The sequence below is a fragment of the Klenkia terrae genome (genome assembly GCF_900491935.1).
GTDB lineage: Bacteria > Actinomycetota > Actinomycetes > Mycobacteriales > Geodermatophilaceae > Klenkia > Klenkia terrae.
Map to the genome: position 1 here is coordinate 181,764 of NZ_UEXK01000004.1, position 17,897 is coordinate 199,660.

General features: G+C 75.2%; 19 protein-coding genes. 4 read left to right on the top strand and 15 right to left on the bottom strand.

Annotated features, from left to right (window positions below):
- Positions 1–254: 254 nt before the first annotated feature.
- The 7 genes from lgt to hisI form a co-directional block, all read right to left on the bottom strand.
- A complete protein-coding gene (lgt, locus tag LFA75_RS01090; protein WP_225231930.1) occupies positions 255–1,187 on the bottom strand; it encodes a prolipoprotein diacylglyceryl transferase in 933 nt (310 codons plus the stop codon).
- Positions 1,184–1,975 (bottom strand): tryptophan synthase subunit alpha, encoded by a 792-nt coding sequence (trpA, locus tag LFA75_RS01095; RefSeq protein WP_225231931.1) that lies wholly within the window; start codon positions 1,973–1,975, stop codon positions 1,184–1,186. Before trpA ends, lgt begins: the two co-directional genes overlap by 4 nt.
- Positions 1,972–3,330 carry a tryptophan synthase subunit beta gene (trpB, locus tag LFA75_RS01100; RefSeq protein WP_263639341.1) on the bottom strand — a complete coding sequence of 453 codons (1,359 nt, stop codon included), beginning with the start codon at positions 3,328–3,330 and terminating at the stop codon, positions 1,972–1,974. The genes trpA and trpB overlap by 4 nt, the downstream gene beginning before the upstream one ends.
- Before the next feature lie 22 nt (positions 3,331–3,352).
- The gene (trpC, locus tag LFA75_RS01105; protein ID WP_225231932.1) at positions 3,353–4,162 is read right to left on the bottom strand and encodes an indole-3-glycerol phosphate synthase TrpC; all 810 of its coding nucleotides are present in this window, start codon (positions 4,160–4,162) and stop codon (positions 3,353–3,355) included.
- Positions 4,163–4,273: 111 nt separating this feature from the next.
- Positions 4,274–4,927, bottom strand: coding sequence for a Trp biosynthesis-associated membrane protein (locus LFA75_RS01110; RefSeq protein ID WP_225231933.1), 654 nt, complete (start codon positions 4,925–4,927; stop codon positions 4,274–4,276).
- Positions 4,924–6,423, bottom strand: coding sequence for an anthranilate synthase component I (locus LFA75_RS01115; RefSeq protein WP_225231934.1), 1,500 nt, complete (start codon positions 6,421–6,423; stop codon positions 4,924–4,926). Before LFA75_RS01115 ends, LFA75_RS01110 begins: the two co-directional genes overlap by 4 nt.
- A complete protein-coding gene (gene hisI / locus LFA75_RS01120) occupies positions 6,410–6,781 on the bottom strand; it encodes a phosphoribosyl-AMP cyclohydrolase (RefSeq protein WP_225231935.1) in 372 nt (123 codons plus the stop codon). Before hisI ends, LFA75_RS01115 begins: the two co-directional genes overlap by 14 nt.
- A 91-nt stretch (positions 6,782–6,872) precedes the next feature.
- Between hisI and LFA75_RS01125 the strand changes: the two genes are divergently transcribed.
- Positions 6,873–7,985 carry a GGDEF domain-containing protein gene (locus LFA75_RS01125; protein WP_225231936.1) on the top strand — a complete coding sequence of 371 codons (1,113 nt, stop codon included), beginning with the start codon at positions 6,873–6,875 and terminating at the stop codon, positions 7,983–7,985.
- A gap of 24 nt (positions 7,986–8,009) precedes the next feature.
- On the opposite strand, the gene LFA75_RS01130 is transcribed toward LFA75_RS01125, so the two are convergent.
- Together LFA75_RS01130 and LFA75_RS01135 are read right to left on the bottom strand one after the other, a co-directional pair.
- Positions 8,010–9,668: an FAD-binding dehydrogenase gene (locus LFA75_RS01130; protein ID WP_225231937.1), complete on the bottom strand. Its 1,659-nt coding sequence runs from the start codon at positions 9,666–9,668 to the stop codon at positions 8,010–8,012.
- Positions 9,669–9,687: 19 nt separating this feature from the next.
- Positions 9,688–10,158: a hypothetical protein gene (locus LFA75_RS01135; RefSeq protein ID WP_225231938.1), complete on the bottom strand. Its 471-nt coding sequence runs from the start codon at positions 10,156–10,158 to the stop codon at positions 9,688–9,690.
- A 61-nt stretch (positions 10,159–10,219) separates the two neighbouring features.
- On the opposite strand from LFA75_RS01135, the gene LFA75_RS01140 reads away from it, so the two are divergent.
- Positions 10,220–10,639 carry a cupin domain-containing protein gene (locus LFA75_RS01140; RefSeq protein WP_225231939.1) on the top strand — a complete coding sequence of 140 codons (420 nt, stop codon included), beginning with the start codon at positions 10,220–10,222 and terminating at the stop codon, positions 10,637–10,639.
- 31 nt (positions 10,640–10,670) lie between these two features.
- Here LFA75_RS01140 and LFA75_RS01145 read toward each other — a convergent pair whose 3' ends face one another.
- From LFA75_RS01145 to LFA75_RS01155, 3 genes are read right to left on the bottom strand one after another with little or no spacing between them, the layout of a single operon-like run.
- The gene (locus LFA75_RS01145; RefSeq protein WP_225231940.1) at positions 10,671–11,078 is read right to left on the bottom strand and encodes a hypothetical protein; all 408 of its coding nucleotides are present in this window, start codon (positions 11,076–11,078) and stop codon (positions 10,671–10,673) included.
- A 47-nt stretch (positions 11,079–11,125) separates the two neighbouring features.
- On the bottom strand, positions 11,126–12,943 hold the full coding sequence (locus LFA75_RS01150; RefSeq protein ID WP_225231941.1) for an ABC transporter ATP-binding protein: 1,818 nt from the start codon (positions 12,941–12,943) through the stop codon (positions 11,126–11,128).
- Complete coding sequence (locus LFA75_RS01155) at positions 12,940–14,817, bottom strand: ABC transporter ATP-binding protein (protein WP_225231942.1); 1,878 nt, start codon at positions 14,815–14,817, stop codon at positions 12,940–12,942. Before LFA75_RS01155 ends, LFA75_RS01150 begins: the two co-directional genes overlap by 4 nt.
- A gap of 134 nt (positions 14,818–14,951) precedes the next feature.
- Between LFA75_RS01155 and LFA75_RS01160 the strand changes: the two genes are divergently transcribed.
- Positions 14,952–15,554 carry a TIGR03085 family metal-binding protein gene (locus LFA75_RS01160; protein WP_225231943.1) on the top strand — a complete coding sequence of 201 codons (603 nt, stop codon included), beginning with the start codon at positions 14,952–14,954 and terminating at the stop codon, positions 15,552–15,554.
- Here LFA75_RS01160 and hisF read toward each other — a convergent pair.
- The 3 genes from hisF to priA are packed head-to-tail and all read right to left on the bottom strand — an operon-like array spanning position 15,551 to position 17,462.
- A complete protein-coding gene (hisF, locus tag LFA75_RS01165; protein ID WP_225231944.1) occupies positions 15,551–16,342 on the bottom strand; it encodes an imidazole glycerol phosphate synthase subunit HisF in 792 nt (263 codons plus the stop codon). The two genes, LFA75_RS01160 and hisF, sit on opposite strands and share 4 nt — an antisense overlap.
- Positions 16,339–16,728 (bottom strand): RidA family protein, encoded by a 390-nt coding sequence (locus LFA75_RS01170; protein ID WP_225231945.1) that lies wholly within the window; start codon positions 16,726–16,728, stop codon positions 16,339–16,341. The genes hisF and LFA75_RS01170 overlap by 4 nt, the downstream gene beginning before the upstream one ends.
- A complete protein-coding gene (gene priA, locus LFA75_RS01175; protein WP_225231946.1) occupies positions 16,725–17,462 on the bottom strand; it encodes a bifunctional 1-(5-phosphoribosyl)-5-((5-phosphoribosylamino)methylideneamino)imidazole-4-carboxamide isomerase/phosphoribosylanthranilate isomerase PriA in 738 nt (245 codons plus the stop codon). Before priA ends, LFA75_RS01170 begins: the two co-directional genes overlap by 4 nt.
- Before the next feature lie 165 nt (positions 17,463–17,627).
- Here priA and LFA75_RS01180 point away from each other — a divergent pair, with 165 nt between their 5' ends.
- Positions 17,628–17,831, top strand: a complete 204-nt coding sequence (locus LFA75_RS01180; protein ID WP_225231947.1) for a hypothetical protein — start codon at positions 17,628–17,630, stop codon at positions 17,829–17,831.
- Positions 17,832–17,897: the final 66 nt, after the last annotated feature.

Here is a 17,897-nt window from a genome sequence, read left to right on the forward strand (position 1 = left end):
CCCGGCCGGCTGGTCTTGGGCGGGCGGGGGGCAGGACACCGGGTGGTTCGGTGGTTCGACGACGGGGGCCGTTCAGCTGATCGTCGGGGTTCGCGCACCTCGGGCGGTGGGCCCGCGGGCTGTCGTGGCGCGGGGCGTCGCTGGCCCGGTTCCGACGTCGGCTGACCACCCGGGATCGCCGGGAGGCTGCTGGCCGAGAGTACACAGATCCGACATCGTCGCGACACGCCCAGGAGGTGAGGCGAACGTCTCGATCAGGGCTCGGGTTTCCGCGGTTCCGCAGGTGCAGCGCCGGCCGGTTCGTCGTCCTCGACGGTCGGCTCGGCGGCCGCCGTCCCCTCGTCGGCCCTGGCCCGGAACTCGTCGCCCCGGGTCAGCTGCTCCCGGGGGCGGCCACGCTGCCAGACGAGGTAGGCGACCGCCGCGACACCGACGACGACCGCGGTGAACACGTTGAGCCGGACGCCGAAGAACCGCTCGGCGGTGTCGATGCGGAGCATCTCGATCCAGCCGCGGCCCAGGCAGTAGGCGGCCACGTAGAGCGCGAACGCGCGGCCGTGGGACAGCTGGAACCTCCGGTCGGCCCAGACGACGACCGCCGCGGCCGCCAGGTTCCACAGCAGCTCGTAGAGGAACGTGGGCTGGAACGTGGCGAACTGCTCGTAGCCGGCCGGGCGGAACTGCGGGGCGATCTCCAGGCCCCACGGCAGCGTGGTCGGCCGGCCGAAGAGCTCCTGGTTGAAGTAGTTCCCCAGCCGGCCCACCGCCTGGGCGACCAGCAGACCGGGTGCCAGGGCGTCGGCGAAGACCGGCAGCGGGATGCCGCGGCGCCGGCAGGCGATCCAGGCACCCACCCCGCCCAGGGCGATGGCGCCCCAGATGCCCAGGCCGCCCTCCCAGATGTAGAGCGCCCGGACGGGGTCGCCGTCGGCGCCCCAGTAGGGCTCGGGGGTGGTGATCACGTGGTAGAGCCGACCGCCGACGATGCCGAAGGGCACCGCCCAGACGGCGATGTCCAGGACGTCGCCGGGGGCACCGCCGCGGGCGACGAAGCGCTTCTCGGTGATCCAGGCGGCCAGCACGATCCCGGCGATGATGCACAGCGCGTAGGCGCGCAGCGGGAACGGCCCGATCTCCCAGACGCCCTGGCTGGGGCTGGGGATGGAGGCGAGCAGGTCGGCGGTCACCGGCGCCGCACCCCCGCCGCGAGGTCCTCGGACAGCGCGCGCACCCCGGCGGGGCCGTGGCCGTCCAGCAGCTGGCGGACGTAGGCCGAGCCGACGATGACGCCGTCGGCGAACCCGGCGACCTCGGCGGCCTGGTCGCCGTCGCTGACCCCGAGACCGACGCAGACCGCGAGGTCGGGGGCGACCTCGCGGGTCCGGGTGACCAGGGCCTGGGCGGTGTCCCCGACGGTGGACCGGGTGCCGGTGACGCCCATGGTGGAGGCGGCGTAGACGAACCCGCGGCAGGCCGCCAGGGTCATCGCCAGCCGGGCGTCGGTCGAGGACGGCGCGACCAGGAAGACCCGGTCCAGCCCGGCCGCGTCGCTGGCGGCCAGCCACGCGCCGGCCTCGTCGGGGATGAGGTCGGGGGTGATCGCCCCTGCTCCCCCGGCGGCGGCCAGGTCGGTGGCGAACCGCTCGACGCCGTAGCGCTCGATCGGGTTCCAGTAGCTCATCACCACGGGGACCGCGCCGGCCGCGGCGACCGCGGACACCGCGGACAGCACGTCGGCCATGCCCACACCGGCCCGGACGGCGACGTCCACGGCCTCCTGGATGGTCGGCCCGTCCATGCCGGGGTCGGAGTACGGCACCCCGATCTCCACGACGTCCGCGCCGCCCTCGACCGCGGCGACCATGGCCTCGATCGAGGTCGGGACGTCGGGGTAGCCCACCGGCAGGTAGGCGATCAGCGCGGCCCGGCCCTCGGCCTTCGCGGCGCCGATGCGGGTGTCCAGCTGGGAGTTCACAGCGCGTCCCCGTCCTGGACGGTGGTGTGGTCGGCGTCGCCCAGCGGCGGGCCGGGCTCGCCGCCGCGTCCCTCCTCGACCGCGCGCTCGTCGCCGTCGGTGGGGGCGGTGTGCTCGGCCAGGCCGAACCAGGCGCTCGCGGTCTCGACGTCCTTGTCCCCGCGGCCGGAGAGGTTGACCAGCAGCAGCGCGTCGGGACCCATCTCCTTGCCCAGCGTGATCGCGCCGGCCAGGGCGTGCGCGCTCTCGATCGCCGGGATGATGCCCTCGGTGCGGCACAGCAGCGCGAAGGCCTCCATGGCCTGGCTGTCGGTGACCGGGCGGTACTCGGCGCGGCCCATGTCGTGCAGGTAGCTGTGCTCGGGCCCGACGCCGGGGTAGTCCAGGCCGGCCGAGATCGAGTGCGACTCGACGGTCTGGCCGTGCGCGTCCTGCAGCAGGTAGGACCGCGCGCCGTGCAGCACGCCGGGGTCGCCGCCGGTGATCGAGGAGGCGTGCCGCCCGGTCTCCACGCCGTCGCCGCCGGCCTCCAGCCCGACCAGCCGGACGTCGGCGTCGGGCACGAAGGCGGTGAAGATGCCGATGGCGTTGGAGCCGCCGCCGACGCAGGCCAGGACGGCGTCGGGCAGCCGGCCCTCGCGGGCCAGCAGCTGGGCGCGGGCCTCGTCGCCGATGACGCGCTGGAAGTCCCGGACCATCGCCGGGAAGGGGTGCGGGCCGGCGACGGTGCCGAAGACGTAGTTGGTGGTCTCCACGTTCGTCACCCAGTCGCGGAAGGCCTCGTTGATGGCGTCCTTGAGGGTCCTCGAGCCGGTGGTCACCGGGATGACCTCGGCGCCCAGCAGCCGCATCCGGGCGACGTTGAGCGCCTGGCGCCGGGTGTCCTCCTCGCCCATGTAGACCGTGCACTCCAGGCCCATGAGCGCGGCGGCCGTGGCGGTGGCGACGCCGTGCTGGCCGGCGCCGGTCTCGGCGATGACCCGCTTCTTGCCGATCCGCTTGGTCAGCAGCGCCTGGCCCAGCACGTTGTTGATCTTGTGCGAGCCGGTGTGGTTCAGGTCCTCGCGCTTGAGCAGCACCCGGGCGCCGCCGCAGTGCTCGGCGAACCGGGGCACCTCGGTGATCGGCGAGGGCCGGCCGGTGTAGTCGCGGTGCAGCCGCTCGAACTCGACCAGGAACGCGGGGTCGACCCGCATGGCCTCGTAGGCCTCGGACAGCTCGTCGAGGGCGGCGATCAGGGCCTCGGGCACGAAGCGGCCGCCGTAGGGGCCGAAGTGCCCCGTCGCGTCGGGCCACTCCGGGCGCGGCCGGGACAGGCTCGCGTCGGACGGGGGCACGGGGGCGGTGGTGGTCACCGCCCCAGTGTCCCCGGGTTGCTCAGCGGGTGGCGCGGGGGGTGGCCGGGTGCGACCCGGCGGTGACCAGGTCGGCGACGGCCTGCCGGGCGTCCGGGGCGGTGACGAGCCCCTCGCCCACCAGGACGGCGTCGGCGCCGGCGCCGGCGTACTTGATCAGGTCCCGCGGGCCCTTCACGCCCGACGCCGCGACCTTGACGATCTCGGTGGGCAGCCCGGGGGCGATCAGCTCGAAGGTCTCGTGGTGCATCTCCAGCGTGGTGAGGTCCCGGGCGTTGACCCCGATCACCGAGGCGCCGGCCTCCAGCGCCCGGGAGGCCTCGGCCTCGGTGTGCACCTCGACCAGGGCGGTCATGCCGAGGGACTCGACCCGCTCGAGCAGGCCGACCAGCGCGTTCTGCTCCAGCGCCCCGACGATGAGCAGCACCAGGTCCGCGCCGATCGCCCGGGCCTCGTGCACCTGGTAGCTGGAGACCACGAAGTCCTTGCACAGCAACGGGACGTCGACCGCGGCCCGGACGGCGGCCAGGTCGGCCTGGCTGCCGTGGAACCGGCGCCGCTCGGTGAGCACGCTGATCACCCGGGCGCCGCCGTCGGCGTAGCGGACGGCGAGGGACGCGGGGTCCTCGATCCGGGCCAGCTCGCCCTTGGACGGGCTGGTGCGCTTGACCTCGGCGATCACCCCGACGCCGGGGGCGCGCAGGGCGGCGAGGGCGTCCAGGGCGGGGCGGGCGTCTCGGGCGGCGGCCTGCACCTCCACCAGCGGCAGGGCGGCCTGGCGGGCGGCGACGTCCTCGCGGACGCCGGCGACGATGTCCATGAGGACGTTCACGACCGGGTGCTCCGGATCTCGACTACGGCTGTGCTCATCACGCGTGCTCCCTCACCGGTCGGATCGGTGGGGACACCATAGAGAGGTCGACCGGCCACGCGGGCAGCCGGGTCACCGTGCTCCCCCGTCGTCCTCGGTCGGGTCCGTGCCGCCGTCCAGCGCCTTCCACGCCGCCTGGTGGCGGTCCTCGGGCGACTCCGGCCGGCCCGGCCGCACCGGGCGGGCGGCACCGGCCCGCTGGTAGCGCTGGCCCATGCCCGGCCAGCCCCGGCCGCGCAGGGTCACCAGCACCCCGCCGGCCAGCCCGAGCACCCCGGCCACCAGGGCCAGCACCGGCCAGCCGGCGACGACGTGCACGTCGACCTGCGCGCCGCCCAGCCCGACCTGGGACCCCAGGTCGCCGGTGTCGACGTCCACCGAGCCGGTCAGCCCGCGCACCGCGGCCACCGCGACGGCGGCACCGGCGGCGGCCACCAGCACGCCCAGCACCGTGCGGCCCCACCCGCGCAGGGCGAACACCGCGACCGCGGCGGCCAGCAGCAGCAACCCGCAGGCCGGGACCAGCGGCGCGATGGTGCCGCCGGTCAGCACGGCGGCCACCGGCGGCAGCGGCGCCTGCCGGGTCACCGCGACCTCGGCCCACGTCTGGCCACCGGCCGACAGCGCCAGTGCGCCACCGGCCGCGCACAGGACGACGGCAGCCGTGAGCTCCCGTCGGACGTTCGGCGCCTGGGCGGTCCCGGGGGCGGTCTCGGGGGCGGTCACAGCTCGCGCAGCCCCTCGGCCGTGGCGATCGCCGACAGCACCGCCCGGGCCTTGTGCCGGGTCTCGGCCTGCTCGGCGTCCGCGTCGCTGTCGGCCACCACCCCGGCGCCGGCCTGCACGTACGCCGTCCCCCCGTGCAGCACCGCCGTGCGGATCGCGATGGCCATGTCCATGTCGCCGCTGGCGTCCAGGTACCCGACGGTCCCGGCGTAGAGCGCGCGCCGGGTCGGCTCCAGGGACTCGATGACCTCCATCGCCCGCGGCTTGGGCGCCCCGGACACGGTGCCGGCCGGGAAGGTCGCGTCGAACACGTCCAGGGCGTCGCGCCCGGGCCGGACCTGACCGGCCACGGTGGACACCAGGTGCATGACGTGGCTGTACCGCTCGACCCGCATGAAGTCCGCGACCTCGACGGTGCCCGGGACGCAGACCCGGCCCAGGTCGTTGCGGGCCAGGTCGACCAGCATCACGTGCTCGGCCCGCTCCTTGGGGTCGGCCAGCAGCTCCTCGGTGAACCGGGCGTCCTCCTCCGGCGAGCCGCCGCGCGGGCGGGTGCCGGCCGGCGGGTGCACCACGGCGTGGTCGCCGGTCACGGTCACCAGCGCCTCCGGGGAGGACCCGACCACGTCGAAGGGCGACTCGCGGCCGGCGAACCGGAGCAGGTACATGTACGGCGAGGGGTTCGACGCCCGCAGCACGCGGTAGAGGTCCAGCGCGTCGACGTCGGTCGGCCGGCTGAACCGCTGGGACAGCACGGTCTGGAAGACGTCGCCGGCGCGGACGTGCTCGCGGACGGCCTCGACGCCGGCCTCGTACTCCCCAGGCGCCATGTTGCTGGTCACCGCGTCGTAGACCGTCGCCGGGTCGGCGGTGGTCAGCTCCGCCACCCCGGGCGGGGAGGCCCGGGTGAGCGCGGTGGCCATCGCGTCCAGGCGGCCGACCGCGTCGGCGTAGGCCTCGGGGGTGCGGGCGAAGGCGTTGGCGATCAGCAGCACGGTGGCGTCGTGGTGGTCCAGCACGGCCAGGTCGGTCACCAGCGTCATCGCCAGCTCGGGCATGCCCAGGTCGTCCACGGCGGTCTCGGGCAGCCGCTCCAGCCGCCGGACGACGTCGTAGCCCAGGTAGCCGACCAGCCCGCCGGTCAGCGGGGGCAGCCCGGGCGCGCGGGGGGTGCGCAGCCGGCGGGCCAGCGTCCGGACGGCGGCCAGCGGGTCGGCCGGCAGGTCGTCGGTGAACCCGGGCAGCGGGTCACCCAGCCACAGCGCGGCGCCGTCCCGCTCGGTGAGCACCCCGGCGCTGGCGACGCCGACGAAGCTGTACCGCGACCACTGCTTGCCCTGCTCGGCGGACTCCAGCAGCACGGTGCCCGGCCGGTTGCCGGCGAGCTTGCGGTAGACGCCGACCGCGGTCTCGGAGTCGGCCAGCAGCCGCCGGGTGACCGGGAGGACGGGGCCCTCGCCGAGCTGGTCGAACGGGGTCGTCTCACCCAACTGCACGGGACACCTCCGGCGCGGTGACCTCGAGCGGACGGTGGAAGCAGGTGCGCTCCCCCGTGTGGCAGGCCGGCCCGGTCTGGTCGACCAGCAGCAGCAGCGCGTCGCCGTCGCAGTCCAGCCGGACCTCGCGGACGGCCTGGTGGTGGCCGCTGGTGGCGCCCTTGACCCAGTACTCACCGCGGCTGCGCGACCAGTAGGTGGCCTCGCCGGTGGCCAGGGTGCGGCGCAGCGCCTCGTCGTCCATCCAGGCCAGCATCAGCACCTCGCCGGTGTCGTGCTGCTGGGCGACGGCGGCGACCAGGCCGTCCGGGGTGCGGCGCAGGAGATCGGCGACGGAGGGGTCGAGGGCGGGAGGCACGCCGTCCAGTCTCGCAGCCCGCGCGCGGGGCACCGGCTGCCTCCCGGGCACCCCGGGCCGACCCGCGCGGAGCGCATGCCCGTGATGTGCCGTGCCCGCTGCGTTGAACCGCTCCACCGCGCGGCTGGTCGACCCCGCCCAGGAGGACCGCTTCCTGGCCACCCAGCTGCCCGGCCTGCGCCGGGACGTGCTGCTCGTGGCCGGCCTGGTGCTGGTCTACAACGTGGTGTTCTTCGTGGTCAACCTGCTCCGCGGGCCGGCCTGGGGGCTGCTGGGCCTCAGCGACCACGTCGTGCTTGCCGCCGCGGCCGTCGCGGTGATGGCGGCCGTCGGGCGCACCCCGACCTACCGCGCGACCGCCCGGGTCGTGGTGGTGGGCTTCGGGGTCTACGCGCTGGTCGCGCTGGCCCTGGGCGGGGACCGCACCTCCACCGGCTGGCTGCTGCTGAGCCTGCACTCGGCGGCGATCCTCTGCCTGCACGCCCGGCTGCCGTTCCCGGTCACCGCCGTCCTGGCCCCGGCCTGGTCGGTGGCCAGCCTGCTGGCGGCCACCACCGCCGGGGTCGACGGCCGGGACCTGGGGACGGCGGTGTTCCTGGTCGCCACCGTCAACCTGGTCGGCCTCGCCGCCGCCTACCGGGTCTCGGCCCAGGCGCGGTTGCTGTTCGCCCAGACCGAGGCCCTCGAGCGGCTGACCACCCTGGACCCGGTGACCGGGCTGGCGAACCGGCGCGGCTGGGAGGAGGCGCTGGAGCGGGAGTGGGAGCGCTGCGCCCGGGAGGGCACCCCGCTGGGCCTGGTGCTGGTCGACGTCGACCACTTCAAGCAGGTCAACGACACCTTCGGGCACGCCGCCGGGGACCGGGCGCTGGCCGTGGTCGCCGGGCTGCTCACCGCGGCGCTGCGCCGTCCCGGCGACCTCGCCGCCCGGCTGGGCGGGGACGAGTTCGGCCTGCTGCTGCCCGGCACCGACGCCGACGGCACGGCGTCCACCGCGGCCCGGCTGCTCGCCGACGCCCGGCGGGCCCGGGCCGGCGCCCCCGACGGCGACGCGGGGTCCGGGCTCACGGTGAGCGTCGGCGTGCACGCCACGCGCCCCCGCGCCGCCGGCGCCGCGGAGACCGCCGCCGCGGTGTCGGCCGCCGACGCCGCGCTGTACCGGGCCAAGGCCGCCGGCCGCGACCAGGTCGCCGACGCCGGCTGACCGCTGCACCGCCTCGGCGACCCGCTACAGCGCCGCGGCGACCGCCCGGCCCGCGGTCCGGCCGGAGAACAGGCAGCCGCCCAGGAAGGTGCCCTCCAGCGACCGGTAGCCGTGCATGCCGCCGCCGCCGAACCCGGACACCTCGCCCGCGGCGTACAGGCCCGGGAACACCGCACCGCCGGGCTGCAGCACCCGGCCGGACAGGTCGGTCTCCAGCCCGCCCAGGGTCTTGCGGGTCAGCAGGTTGAGCCGGACGGCGATCAGCGGCCCGTTGGCCGGGTCCAGCATCCGGTGCGGCGGCACGACCCGGATCAGCTTGTCGCCGAGGAACTTGCGGGCCGCGCGGATGGCGGTGACCTGGCCGTCCTTGCTGAAGCCATTGGCCATCTCGCGGTCGCGGGCCACGATCTCGGCCTCCACCGCCGCGGCGTCCAGCCGCGGGGTGCCGCCGGTGATCCGGTTCATGCCCTCGACCAGCTCGGCCACCGAGGTCGCCGTCACGAAGTCCGCGCCCTTGTCCAGGAAGGCCTGCACCGGTGCCGCAGCACCCGGGCGGACCCGGCTGAGCAGCAGCTTGAGGTCCTTGCCGGTGAGGTCGGGGTTCTGCTCGGACCCCGACAGCGTGAACTCCTTCTCCACGATCTTCTGGTCCAGCACGAACCAGGTGTGCTCGTGCCCGGTCGTGCCGATGTGCGCCAGGGTGCCCAGGGTGTCGAAGCCCGGGTACAGCGGCACCGGCAACCGCTTGCCGGTGGCGTCCAACCACAGCGAGCTGGGGCCGGGCAGGATCCGGATGCCGTGCCGGGCCCAGATCGGGTCCCAGTTCTCGATGCCCTCGGTGTAGTGCCACATCCGGTCGGGGTTGACCACGCTGGCGCCGGCCGCCTCCGTGGTCAGCAGCATCGACCCGTCGACGTGCGCGGGGACGCCGGACAGCAGCCGCTCGGGCACCGGGCCCAGCCGGGCCGGCCAGTTCTTGCGCACCAGGTCGTGGTTGGCCCCGATGCCGCCGGAGGTGACGACGACGGCCTGCGCGGCGAGCTCGAACTCCCCCGTCGAGGTGCGGCTGGTGGCCACCCCGCGGGGTGCGTCGCTGGGCTCCAGCACGTCGCCGCGGACGCCGGTGACCACGCCGTCCTCGACCACCAGGCCGGTGACCCGGTGCCGGAAGCGGAACTCCACCAGCCCGCGGGCCGCGGCGTCGCGGACCCGGCGCTCGAAGGGCGCGACGACACCGGGGCCGGTGCCCCAGGTGATGTGGAACCGGGGCACCGAGTTGCCGTGGCCGGTGGCGGTGTACCCGCCGCGCTCGGCCCAGCCGACGACCGGGAAGAACCGCACGCCCATCTGGTGCAGCCAGGCGCGCTTCTCCCCCGCGGCGAACTGCAGGTAGGCCTCGGCCCACTGCCGGGGCCAGTGGTCCTCGTCCCGGTCGAACCCGGCGGTGCCCAGCCAGTCCTGGCGGGCCAGCTCCAGGGAGTCGTGCACCCGCAGCCGGCGCTGCTCGGGGGTGTCGACGAGGAACAGGCCGCCGAAGGACCAGTGCGCCTGCCCGCCCAGGTTCTGCTCGGGCTCGGCGTCGACCAGCAGCACCCGCTTGCCGGCGTCGGCCAGCTCGGCGGTGGCCACCAGCCCGGCCAGCCCGGCCCCCACCACGATGACGTCGGCTGTGTCGGTGCTCACGTCGCGAGGCTACCCGGGATCAGCGGCCGACCGTGGTCCAGGCCCGCACCGGGGCCCGGCAGGCCAGCACGAGGGCGCCGATCGGGCCCACCGCCATGACCACCGCCCACCAGGTCTCGTCGCCGGCACCCAGGGAGCCGAACAGCACCGCGATCGCCAGCACCACCAGCAGCGACAGCGCGCTCCCGACGGCCAGCGGCAGCCAGCCCCGCCAGCGGCCCAGGACCACCAGCACCGCGCCGACCAGGCAGACCACGGCCAGACCGGCAAGCACGGCGACCGGCCAGACCGGCACGGTGGCGAACCCGGCGTCGGGGTCCACCAGCAGCCAGGCCAGGTAGCCCATCTCCACCGCGGTCAGCACGCCGAAGACCGCCGCGAACGGCACGAGCAGGGGCCTGGCCGGGGTCGTCGGGGGCCGGGGAGCCGCCGGGCGCGCGGCGCGCGGGGAGCGGCGCACCTGCGCGGTCGGTCGCGACTGCTTCGCCATGCCGGGGAGGGTAGGACGGCCGGGACGAGTGATCCACATCGGATCGGGGCAAGGGGGTGGCATGGCAGCCAAGGACAGCAAGAGCACCATCGTCCACTTCGACATCGCGACCGTGGCCGAGAAGAGCGCCGACTTCCGTCGCGTGCTCTGGACCGGCGAGCACTCCCAGCTGGTGATCATGACCATCCCCCCGGGCGGGGAGATCGGCGAGGAGACCCACGACGAGAACGACCAGATCCTGAGCTTCGTCAGCGGGGTCGGCAAGGCCGTCATCGAGGGCTCCACCAAGACCGTGAAGCCGGGTGAGATCGTCGTCGTCCCCGCGGGGACCAAGCACAACTTCGTCAACGACGGCCCCAACCCGTGGGTGCTCTACACCGTCTACGGCCCGGCCGACCACGCCGACGGCGCGGTGCACCACACCAAGGAGGAGGCCGACGAGCTCGAGGAGTCCGGCCAGGACGAGCCGCCGACCAGCTGAGCCCCGAGCACCGGAGACGCTGGGTCGCCGCTCAGCCGCGCGGGGCGCGGCGGGCGGCGACCCAGGCCCGGACCGGCGCCAGCGACGCGAACACCGCGGCCAGCACGGGCCCGGCGGCCAGCGTGACGATCGACCCCAGGTCGTCCTCCGCCGCCCCGTCGACGACCGCGACGAGCACCAGCGCCAACGTCGCGAGCGCGCCGACCACCAGCACCTTCCAGGACCGGCCGGCCAGCAGCAGCACCACGCCGACCAGCACGACGACGAAGACCGCCGCGGGGATCGCGCCGAGCACGGCCCCCCGCCAGTCCTCGTAGCCCAGCGACAGCAGGCCGACGAACACCGCGAAGAACGCCACCGGCAGGGCGCCGAGCAGCCCGCACAGGGCCGCCACCCCGGCGGGGATCGGCGGGACCTTGCTCACGGGGGACGCGGTCATGGCGCAGACGGTAGGTCGTGCCCGCACCCCGCCCGGACGGCGCGCCGTCAGACCGGCGCGACCGCCCCGCCCGAGGACCGCCGCCACGAGGCGTGCAGGCCGGCGTAGACGCCGTCCACCCCGACCAGGTCGGCGTGCGCACCGCGCTGCACCACCCGGCCGGCGTCGACCACCAGGATCTCGTCGGCCCGCTCCGCGGTGGACAGCCGGTGGGCGATGGTGATCGTCGTCCGGCCGTCGGTGAGGGTGTCCAGCGCCCGGGTCAGCCGGGCCTCGGTGGCCGGGTCGACCGCGCTGGTGGCCTCGTCGAGCACCAGCAGGTCGGGGTCGGCCACGTAGGCCCGGGCGACGGCGACCAGCTGCCGCTCCCCGGCCGACAGCGACTCACCGCGCTGGCCGACCTGGGTGGCGACCCCCTCGGGCAGGCCCTCGACCCACTCGCCGAGGCCGAGCTCGTCGAAGGCCGCGTGCACGTGCGCGTCGGTCATGCCGGGCTTGCCGTACCGCACGTTGTCGGCGACCGAGGCGTCGAAGAGGAAGCCGTCCTGCGGCACCATGACGACCCGCTCGCGCAGGGACGAGAACGCCACCCGCGCCAGCGGGACGCCGCCGACGAGCACCCGGCCCTCGGAGGGGTCCATGAGCCGGGTGAGCAGCTTGGCGAAGGTGGTCTTGCCCGAGCCCGTCTCCCCCACCACGGCCACCCGGGTCCGCGGGGCGATCTCCAGGTCGACGTCGTCCAGCGCCGGGCGGGCGCCGGGGGCGTAGCGGAAGACCACGTGGTCGAAGCGGACGCCCAGCGGACCCGGCGGCAGGGTCTCGCCGTCCTCGGGGTCCTGCACGTCGGGCCGGGTGTCCAGCACGTCGAGCACCCGGCGGAAGCCGGCGACGGCGTTCTGCGCCTCGTTGAGCACCTCGCTGGCGGTCTGCACCGGGGCCACGAAGAGGGTGACCAGGAACAGGAAGGCGATCAGCGTGCCGGCCGAGATCTGGCCGCCGACGCCGAGCAGGACGCCGACCACGACCACCGCGGCGTTGGCGACGGCGGCGACGAACTCGCCGCTGACGTACACCCCCGCAGTGGTGCGCTGGGCCTGGACGGAGGCCTTGTAGTGCCGGTCGATTGCGGTGTCGATGCGGGCCGCCGTCCGGTCGCGGATGCCGTAGGCGCGCACCGTGGGGGCGCCGACGACGGACTCGCCGACCGCGGCCAGCACGTCGCCGACCCGCTCGCGGACGACGCCGTACACCGCGGCCAGCCGCTGGGAGAACCACTTCACCGCGAAGCCCAGAGGGATGAAGCAGACCAGCACGAGCAGGGTCAGCTGCCAGGAGTAGACGGCCATGACGACGGTGGCCACGACGAGCTGGCCCAGGCTGACCAGGCCCAGCACGCCGCCCCACTGCATGAAGACCGACAGCTGGTCGACGTCGCTGGTGACCCGGGAGACCAGGTTCCCGCGGCGCTCCCCCTGCTGGTGCAGCACGGACAGGTCGTGCACGTGCCGGAAGGCCCGCACCCGCAGGTTGGCCAGCGCGGTCTCGGTGGTCCGGAACAGCCGGACGTTCATCCGGTAGACCGCGACGGCGGTGACCACCACGACCAGGGCGCAGATCGCGACCAGCTCGCGGACCAGCGGGATGTCCGGTCCTCCGGCGGCACCCAGGCCGCGGTCGAGGGTCTGCTGCACGGCGATCGGGACGACCACCCGGCCGGCGGTGGCCACCAGCGCCAGGGCGAAGGTGGCGGGCAGGCCGCGGCGGAACTCCGGCATCATCCGCAGGCCGCGCCGCAGGGTGGCGGTGGCGGACTCGGTGCCGCGGTCGTCGAGGGCGCGGTCGTCGGTGGCGGTGCTGGCGGTCATGCCTGCGCCCCCGCCGGCTCGGGCTCGGCCGGGGTGATCTCGTCCGGCGGTTGGTAGGCCTGCACCAGCCTGGCGTACCCGGGCACCCGGGCCAGCAGCTCGGCGTGGCTGCCGCGGGCGACCAGCCGGCCGTGCTCGATCCAGACCACCTCGTCGGCCAGGCCGATGGTGGCCTGCCGGTAGGCCACGACCACGACGGTGGCCGGGGTGTCGGTGGTGCGCAGGGCGTCGAGGATGCGTGCCTCCACGCTGGGGTCCACGGCGCTGGTCGCGTCGTCCATCACCAGCAGGCGGGGACGGCGGACGACCGCGCGGGCCAGCGCGAGCCGCTGGCGCTGGCCGCCGGACAGGCTGGCCCCGCGCTCGCCGACCTTGGTGTCCAGCCCGTCGGGCAGCCGGGCCACGAAGTCCTCGGCGGCGGCCACCCGCAGCGCGGCGTGCACCTCGTCGTCGGTGTAGTCGCCACCCAGGGTGATGTTGCCGCGGACGGTGTCGTCGAAGAGGAAGGTGCCCTGGGCGACGAAGGCGGCCTGGGTGGACACCTCGCCCTCGCGCAGGCTGCGCAGGTCGACCCCGTCGAGCAGCACCTGCCCGTCGTGCGGGTCGACCAGGCGGACGAGCAGCCCGGCCAGCGTGGACTTGCCGGAGCCGGTGGGTCCGACGACGGCGACGGTGCGTCCGGCGGCGACCTCGAAGGTCACCCCGTGCAGCACCTGGTTGATCGTGCCCTCGGCGTCGGCGTGCCCGAAGTCGACCGCCTGGACGCCGACCCCGGCGCCGGCGGTGCCCCCGGCCGCGGCGTCGGGCCCGTGCGGGGTCTCGCCCTCGGCGGTGAGCACCGGGGTGACCCGGTCGAAGCCTGCGGTGGCCCGCGGCAGGTCGGCGAGCACCCAGCCGATCGCCCGGATCGGCAGGGCGAGCAGGGTGAACAGGTAGGCGATCGAGACCAGGTCGCCGGCGTTGGTCGCGCCGTTGGCCACCTGACCGGCCCCGACCAGCAGGACGGCGAGGGTGCCCAGGTTGGGCAACGCCTCCATCAGCGGGTCGAACAGCCCGCGGACCCGGCCGACGGCGACCAGCCCGTCGCGCAGCTCGTCGGCGCTGCCGGCGAAGCGGGTGGTCTCGTCGGCCTCGCGGCCCAGGGTCTTGACCACCAGGGCGGCGTCGAAGGACTCGTGGGCGATCTCGGAGACCTCGGCCCGCAGCTGCTGGGCGCGGGCCATGCGCGGGCTCATCACCTGCGAGTAGAGGGCGTTGGCCAGGAACACCAGCGGGAAGACGACCAGGCCGACGATCGCGAGGAGCGGGTCGGTGAGGAACAGCGCGACGACGGTGATGGCCACCATCACCAGGGCGCCGCAGGCGAAGGGCAGCGGGGCGACGAAGAACCAGCTGGCCTCGACGTCGGAGTTGGCGTTGCTCAGCAGCTGACCGGTGGGGTGCCGCTGGTGCCAGGACAGCGGCAGCCGCAGGTAGGCACCGGTGACCCGGCGGCGGTAGTCGGCCTGCAGGCGGTAGCTCATGATGCCGGCGAACAACCGCCGGCCGATGATGCCGACGATCTTGAGCAGCGCGACGCCGAGGATGGCCGCGGCCGCCAGGGCGAGGGCCCCGGCGGTGACCGAGCCGCGCTCGAAGCTGGGGAGGACGAGGCGCTCGGTGATGCCGCCGATGACGTAGGCGCTGGCCACGGTCATGGCGCCGTAGAGGCTGCTGCCGAGGACGGCCAGGGTGAACATGCCGCGCTGCTCGCGGATGGCCAGGCCGATGTGCCGGAAGCCGCGGCGCATGACCTTCTTCTGCTCGCGGTCGCTGCGCACGACGGTGTTCTGCGCGCGGGGTCGCGGGGTGAGGGCGGGAGGGGTGGTCTCCACAGCCCGGGTGGTGGGTGTGGCGGTGGTGCGCGGGGGCACGCTTCTCCCTCTGGTGGTGCTGCTGGGTGTCAGCTGAGACTACTCGCGGTCGTTACCTCGGCTACGCGATTTGGTCAGCCCGGTACAACGGGGTGGTGGCCGACTCCCCCGCACCCCTGTCCCGCACCGAGCGCGCCGCCCTGGCCGACCTGCTCGCCGAGCTCGGCCCCGACGAGCCGACCTGCTGCACCGGCTGGACGACGGCCGACCTGGCCGCCCACCTGGTGGTGCGGGACCGCCGGCCCGACGCCGCCCCCGGCGCGGTCCTGGGCGGTCCGTTCGGCCGGTGGACCGAGCGGGTGATGGACCGGACCCGGCGCAGCACGTCGTGGCCGGAGCTGGTGGCGCAGGTGCGGACCGGCCCGCCGGTCTGGGTGCCGACGTCGTGGGGTCCGGTGGACCGACTGGTGAACGGGTCGGAGATGACCATCCACCACGAGGACGTGCGGCGGGCCCGGCCGGACTGGGCGCCGCGGGAGCTGCCCCGGTCGGCGCAGGACGAGCTGTGGGCGCAGGTGGGCTTCCTGGCCCGGACCCGGCCGCGCTCGGACCGCGGGCTGCAGGTGCGGCGGACCGACACCGGTGAGTCCCGCACCATCCGCGAGGGGTCGCCGGTGGTCACCGTCGCCGGCGAGCCGCTGGAGGTGCTGCTGTGGGCCAGCGGCCGGGAGGACGTGGCCCGGGTCGAGGTCTCCTAGACCGGGTGGTCGGTCCCGTGCCGCACGGGGACACCGGCGCCGTCCAGGGCGGCCTTGACGTCGCCGATGCGCAGGTCGCCGAAGTGGAAGACGCTGGCGGCCAGCACCGCGTCCGCCCCGGCGGCGACGGCCGGGGCGAAGTGCTCGACGGCGCCGGCACCCCCGCTGGCGATCACCGGCACGGTGACCTCGCGGCGGACCTGTCGGATCAGGTCGAGGTCGAAGCCGGCCTTGGTGCCGTCGGCGTCCATCGAGTTGATCAGCACCTCGCCGACGCCGAGCCGGGCGGCCTCGACGACCCACTGGACGGCGTCCCGGCCGGTGCCGCGGCGGCCGCCGTGGGTGGTGATCTCGAAACCGGAGTCGGTGACCGCGCCGTCCTGGCACCTGCGGGCGTCCAGGGACAGCACCAGGACCTGGTTGCCGTAGCGGTCGGCGATCTCGGCGATCAGCTCGGGCCGGGCGACGGCCGCGGTGTTGACGGCGACCTTGTCGGCGCCGGCCCGCAGCAGCTTGTCCACGTCGTCGGCGCTGCGGACGCCGCCGCCGACGGTGAGCGGGATGAACACGCTCTCCGCGGTGCGCCGGACGACGTCGTAGGTGGTCGCCCGGTCCCCGGAGGAGGCGGTGATGTCCAGGAACGTGAGCTCGTCGGCGCCCTCGGCGTCGTAGACCCGGGCCATCTCGACCGGGTCGCCGGCGTCGCGCAGCCCGACGAAGTTGACGCCCTTGACCACGCGGCCGGCGTCGACGTCCAGGCACGGGATGACCCGCACGGCCAGGCTCACGACCCGAACCCCACGAACGCGTCCGCCTCGACCTCGACCAGCATGGCCGGGTCGATCAGTGCGCTGACCTGCACCATGGTGGTGGTCGGGCGGGCCCGGCCGAAGAACTCCCCGTGCACCCGGCCCACCTCCTTCCACGCGGTGATGTCGGTGAGGTAGATCCGGGTGCGGACGACGTCGTGCACCGAGGACCCGGCGCCGTCCAGCGCGTCCACGACGTTGGTCAGCGCCTGGCGCATCTGGGCCGCGGCCCCGCCCTCGACCACCACGCCGTCCACGCTGCCGGTGGTGCCGCTGACCCACACCAGCTCGCCGGCGCGCACGACGCGGCTGTAGCCGACGACGTCCTCGTAGGGGCCGCCGGACCCCAGGCGCCAGGCGATCACGCCGTCGCGACCTGCTCGGTCAGGGCGAGCGCCTCGGGCAGGGTGAACTGGCCGGCGTAGAGCGCCTTGCCCACGATGGCGCCCTCGACGCCGACGGTGACCAGCCCGGCCAGCGCCCGGATGTCGTCCAGGCTGCTCACGCCGCCGGAGGCGATCACCGGGCGGTCGGTGGCCGCGCAGACCTCGCGCAGCAGCTCCAGGTTGGGGCCCTTCAGCGTGCCGTCCTTGGTGATGTCGGTGACCACGTAGCGGGCGCAGCCCTCAGCGTCCAGGCGGGCCAGGGTCTCGTAGAGCTCACCGCCCTCCTGGGTCCAGCCGCGCGCCGCCAGCCGGGTGCCGCGGACGTCCAGGCCGACGGCGATCCGGTCGCCGTGCTCGGCGATCGCCCGGGCGCACCACTCCGGGGACTCCAGGGCAGCGGTGCCCAGGTTGACCCGCCGGCAGCCGGTGGCCAGGGCCGCCTGCAGCGAGGCGTCGTCCCGGATGCCGCCGGAGAGCTCGACGTCGACGTCCAGCTCGCCCACCACACGGGCCAGCAGCTCGCGGTTGGATCCACGGCCGAAGGCGGCGTCCAGGTCGACCAGGTGCACCCACTCGGCGCCGTCCCGCTGCCACGTCATCGCCGCCTCGAGCGGGTCGCCGTAGGAGGTCTCGCTGCCGGCCTCCCCCTGGACCAGGCGCACGGCCTGGCCATCGGCGACGTCGACGGCGGGGAGCAGCTGCAGCTTCGGCACGACCACAGCCTAGGGAGCGTCTCCGACACCGCTGCGGAGCCCACTGGGCCCGACCGGTCGCCGGGGGGGCAGCGTCACCGACGGCGGGCTGCCCCGGCGGGCCGCCCTGCCGCCCACCGGCCCGACCGGGGTGCGCCCGGCGACCCTTACCGGACGGCGCACTGCGTGGGCCTGCCGCTGCTGTCCACCGACAAGGCCGCCTGGCGCGGCGCCCCGCTCATCACAGGCGCCGACCGGGCCGACGTCGAGCGGCAGGGTCGGGGTCAGGAGCTGCGCCGGGTGCGGGGCGAACACGCCCGCACCCGGGAGGTCACCCCTCAGGACGTCCCCGACTTCCTTCGCACCCGCCGCGTATCCGCGTGCCGCTGACCTCCGCGGGGCGGACGACCCTGGCGTCGACCCCCCGGTATCGGTGCCGGCCGGCTCGCCACCGGT

Excerpts from the sequence above, each read along its gene's own strand:
- LFA75_RS01135 (WP_225231938.1), bottom strand. The coding sequence starts at position 10,158 with ATGGCGAAGCAGTCGCGACCGACCGCGCAGGTGCGCCGCTCCCCGCGC.
- LFA75_RS01145 (WP_225231940.1), bottom strand. The coding sequence starts at position 11,078 with ATGACCGCGTCCCCCGTGAGCAAGGTCCCGCCGATCCCCGCCGGGGTG.
- LFA75_RS01150 (WP_225231941.1), bottom strand. The coding sequence starts at position 12,943 with ATGACCGCCAGCACCGCCACCGACGACCGCGCCCTCGACGACCGCGGC.
- LFA75_RS01140 (WP_225231939.1), top strand. The coding sequence starts at position 10,220 with ATGGCAGCCAAGGACAGCAAGAGCACCATCGTCCACTTCGACATCGCG.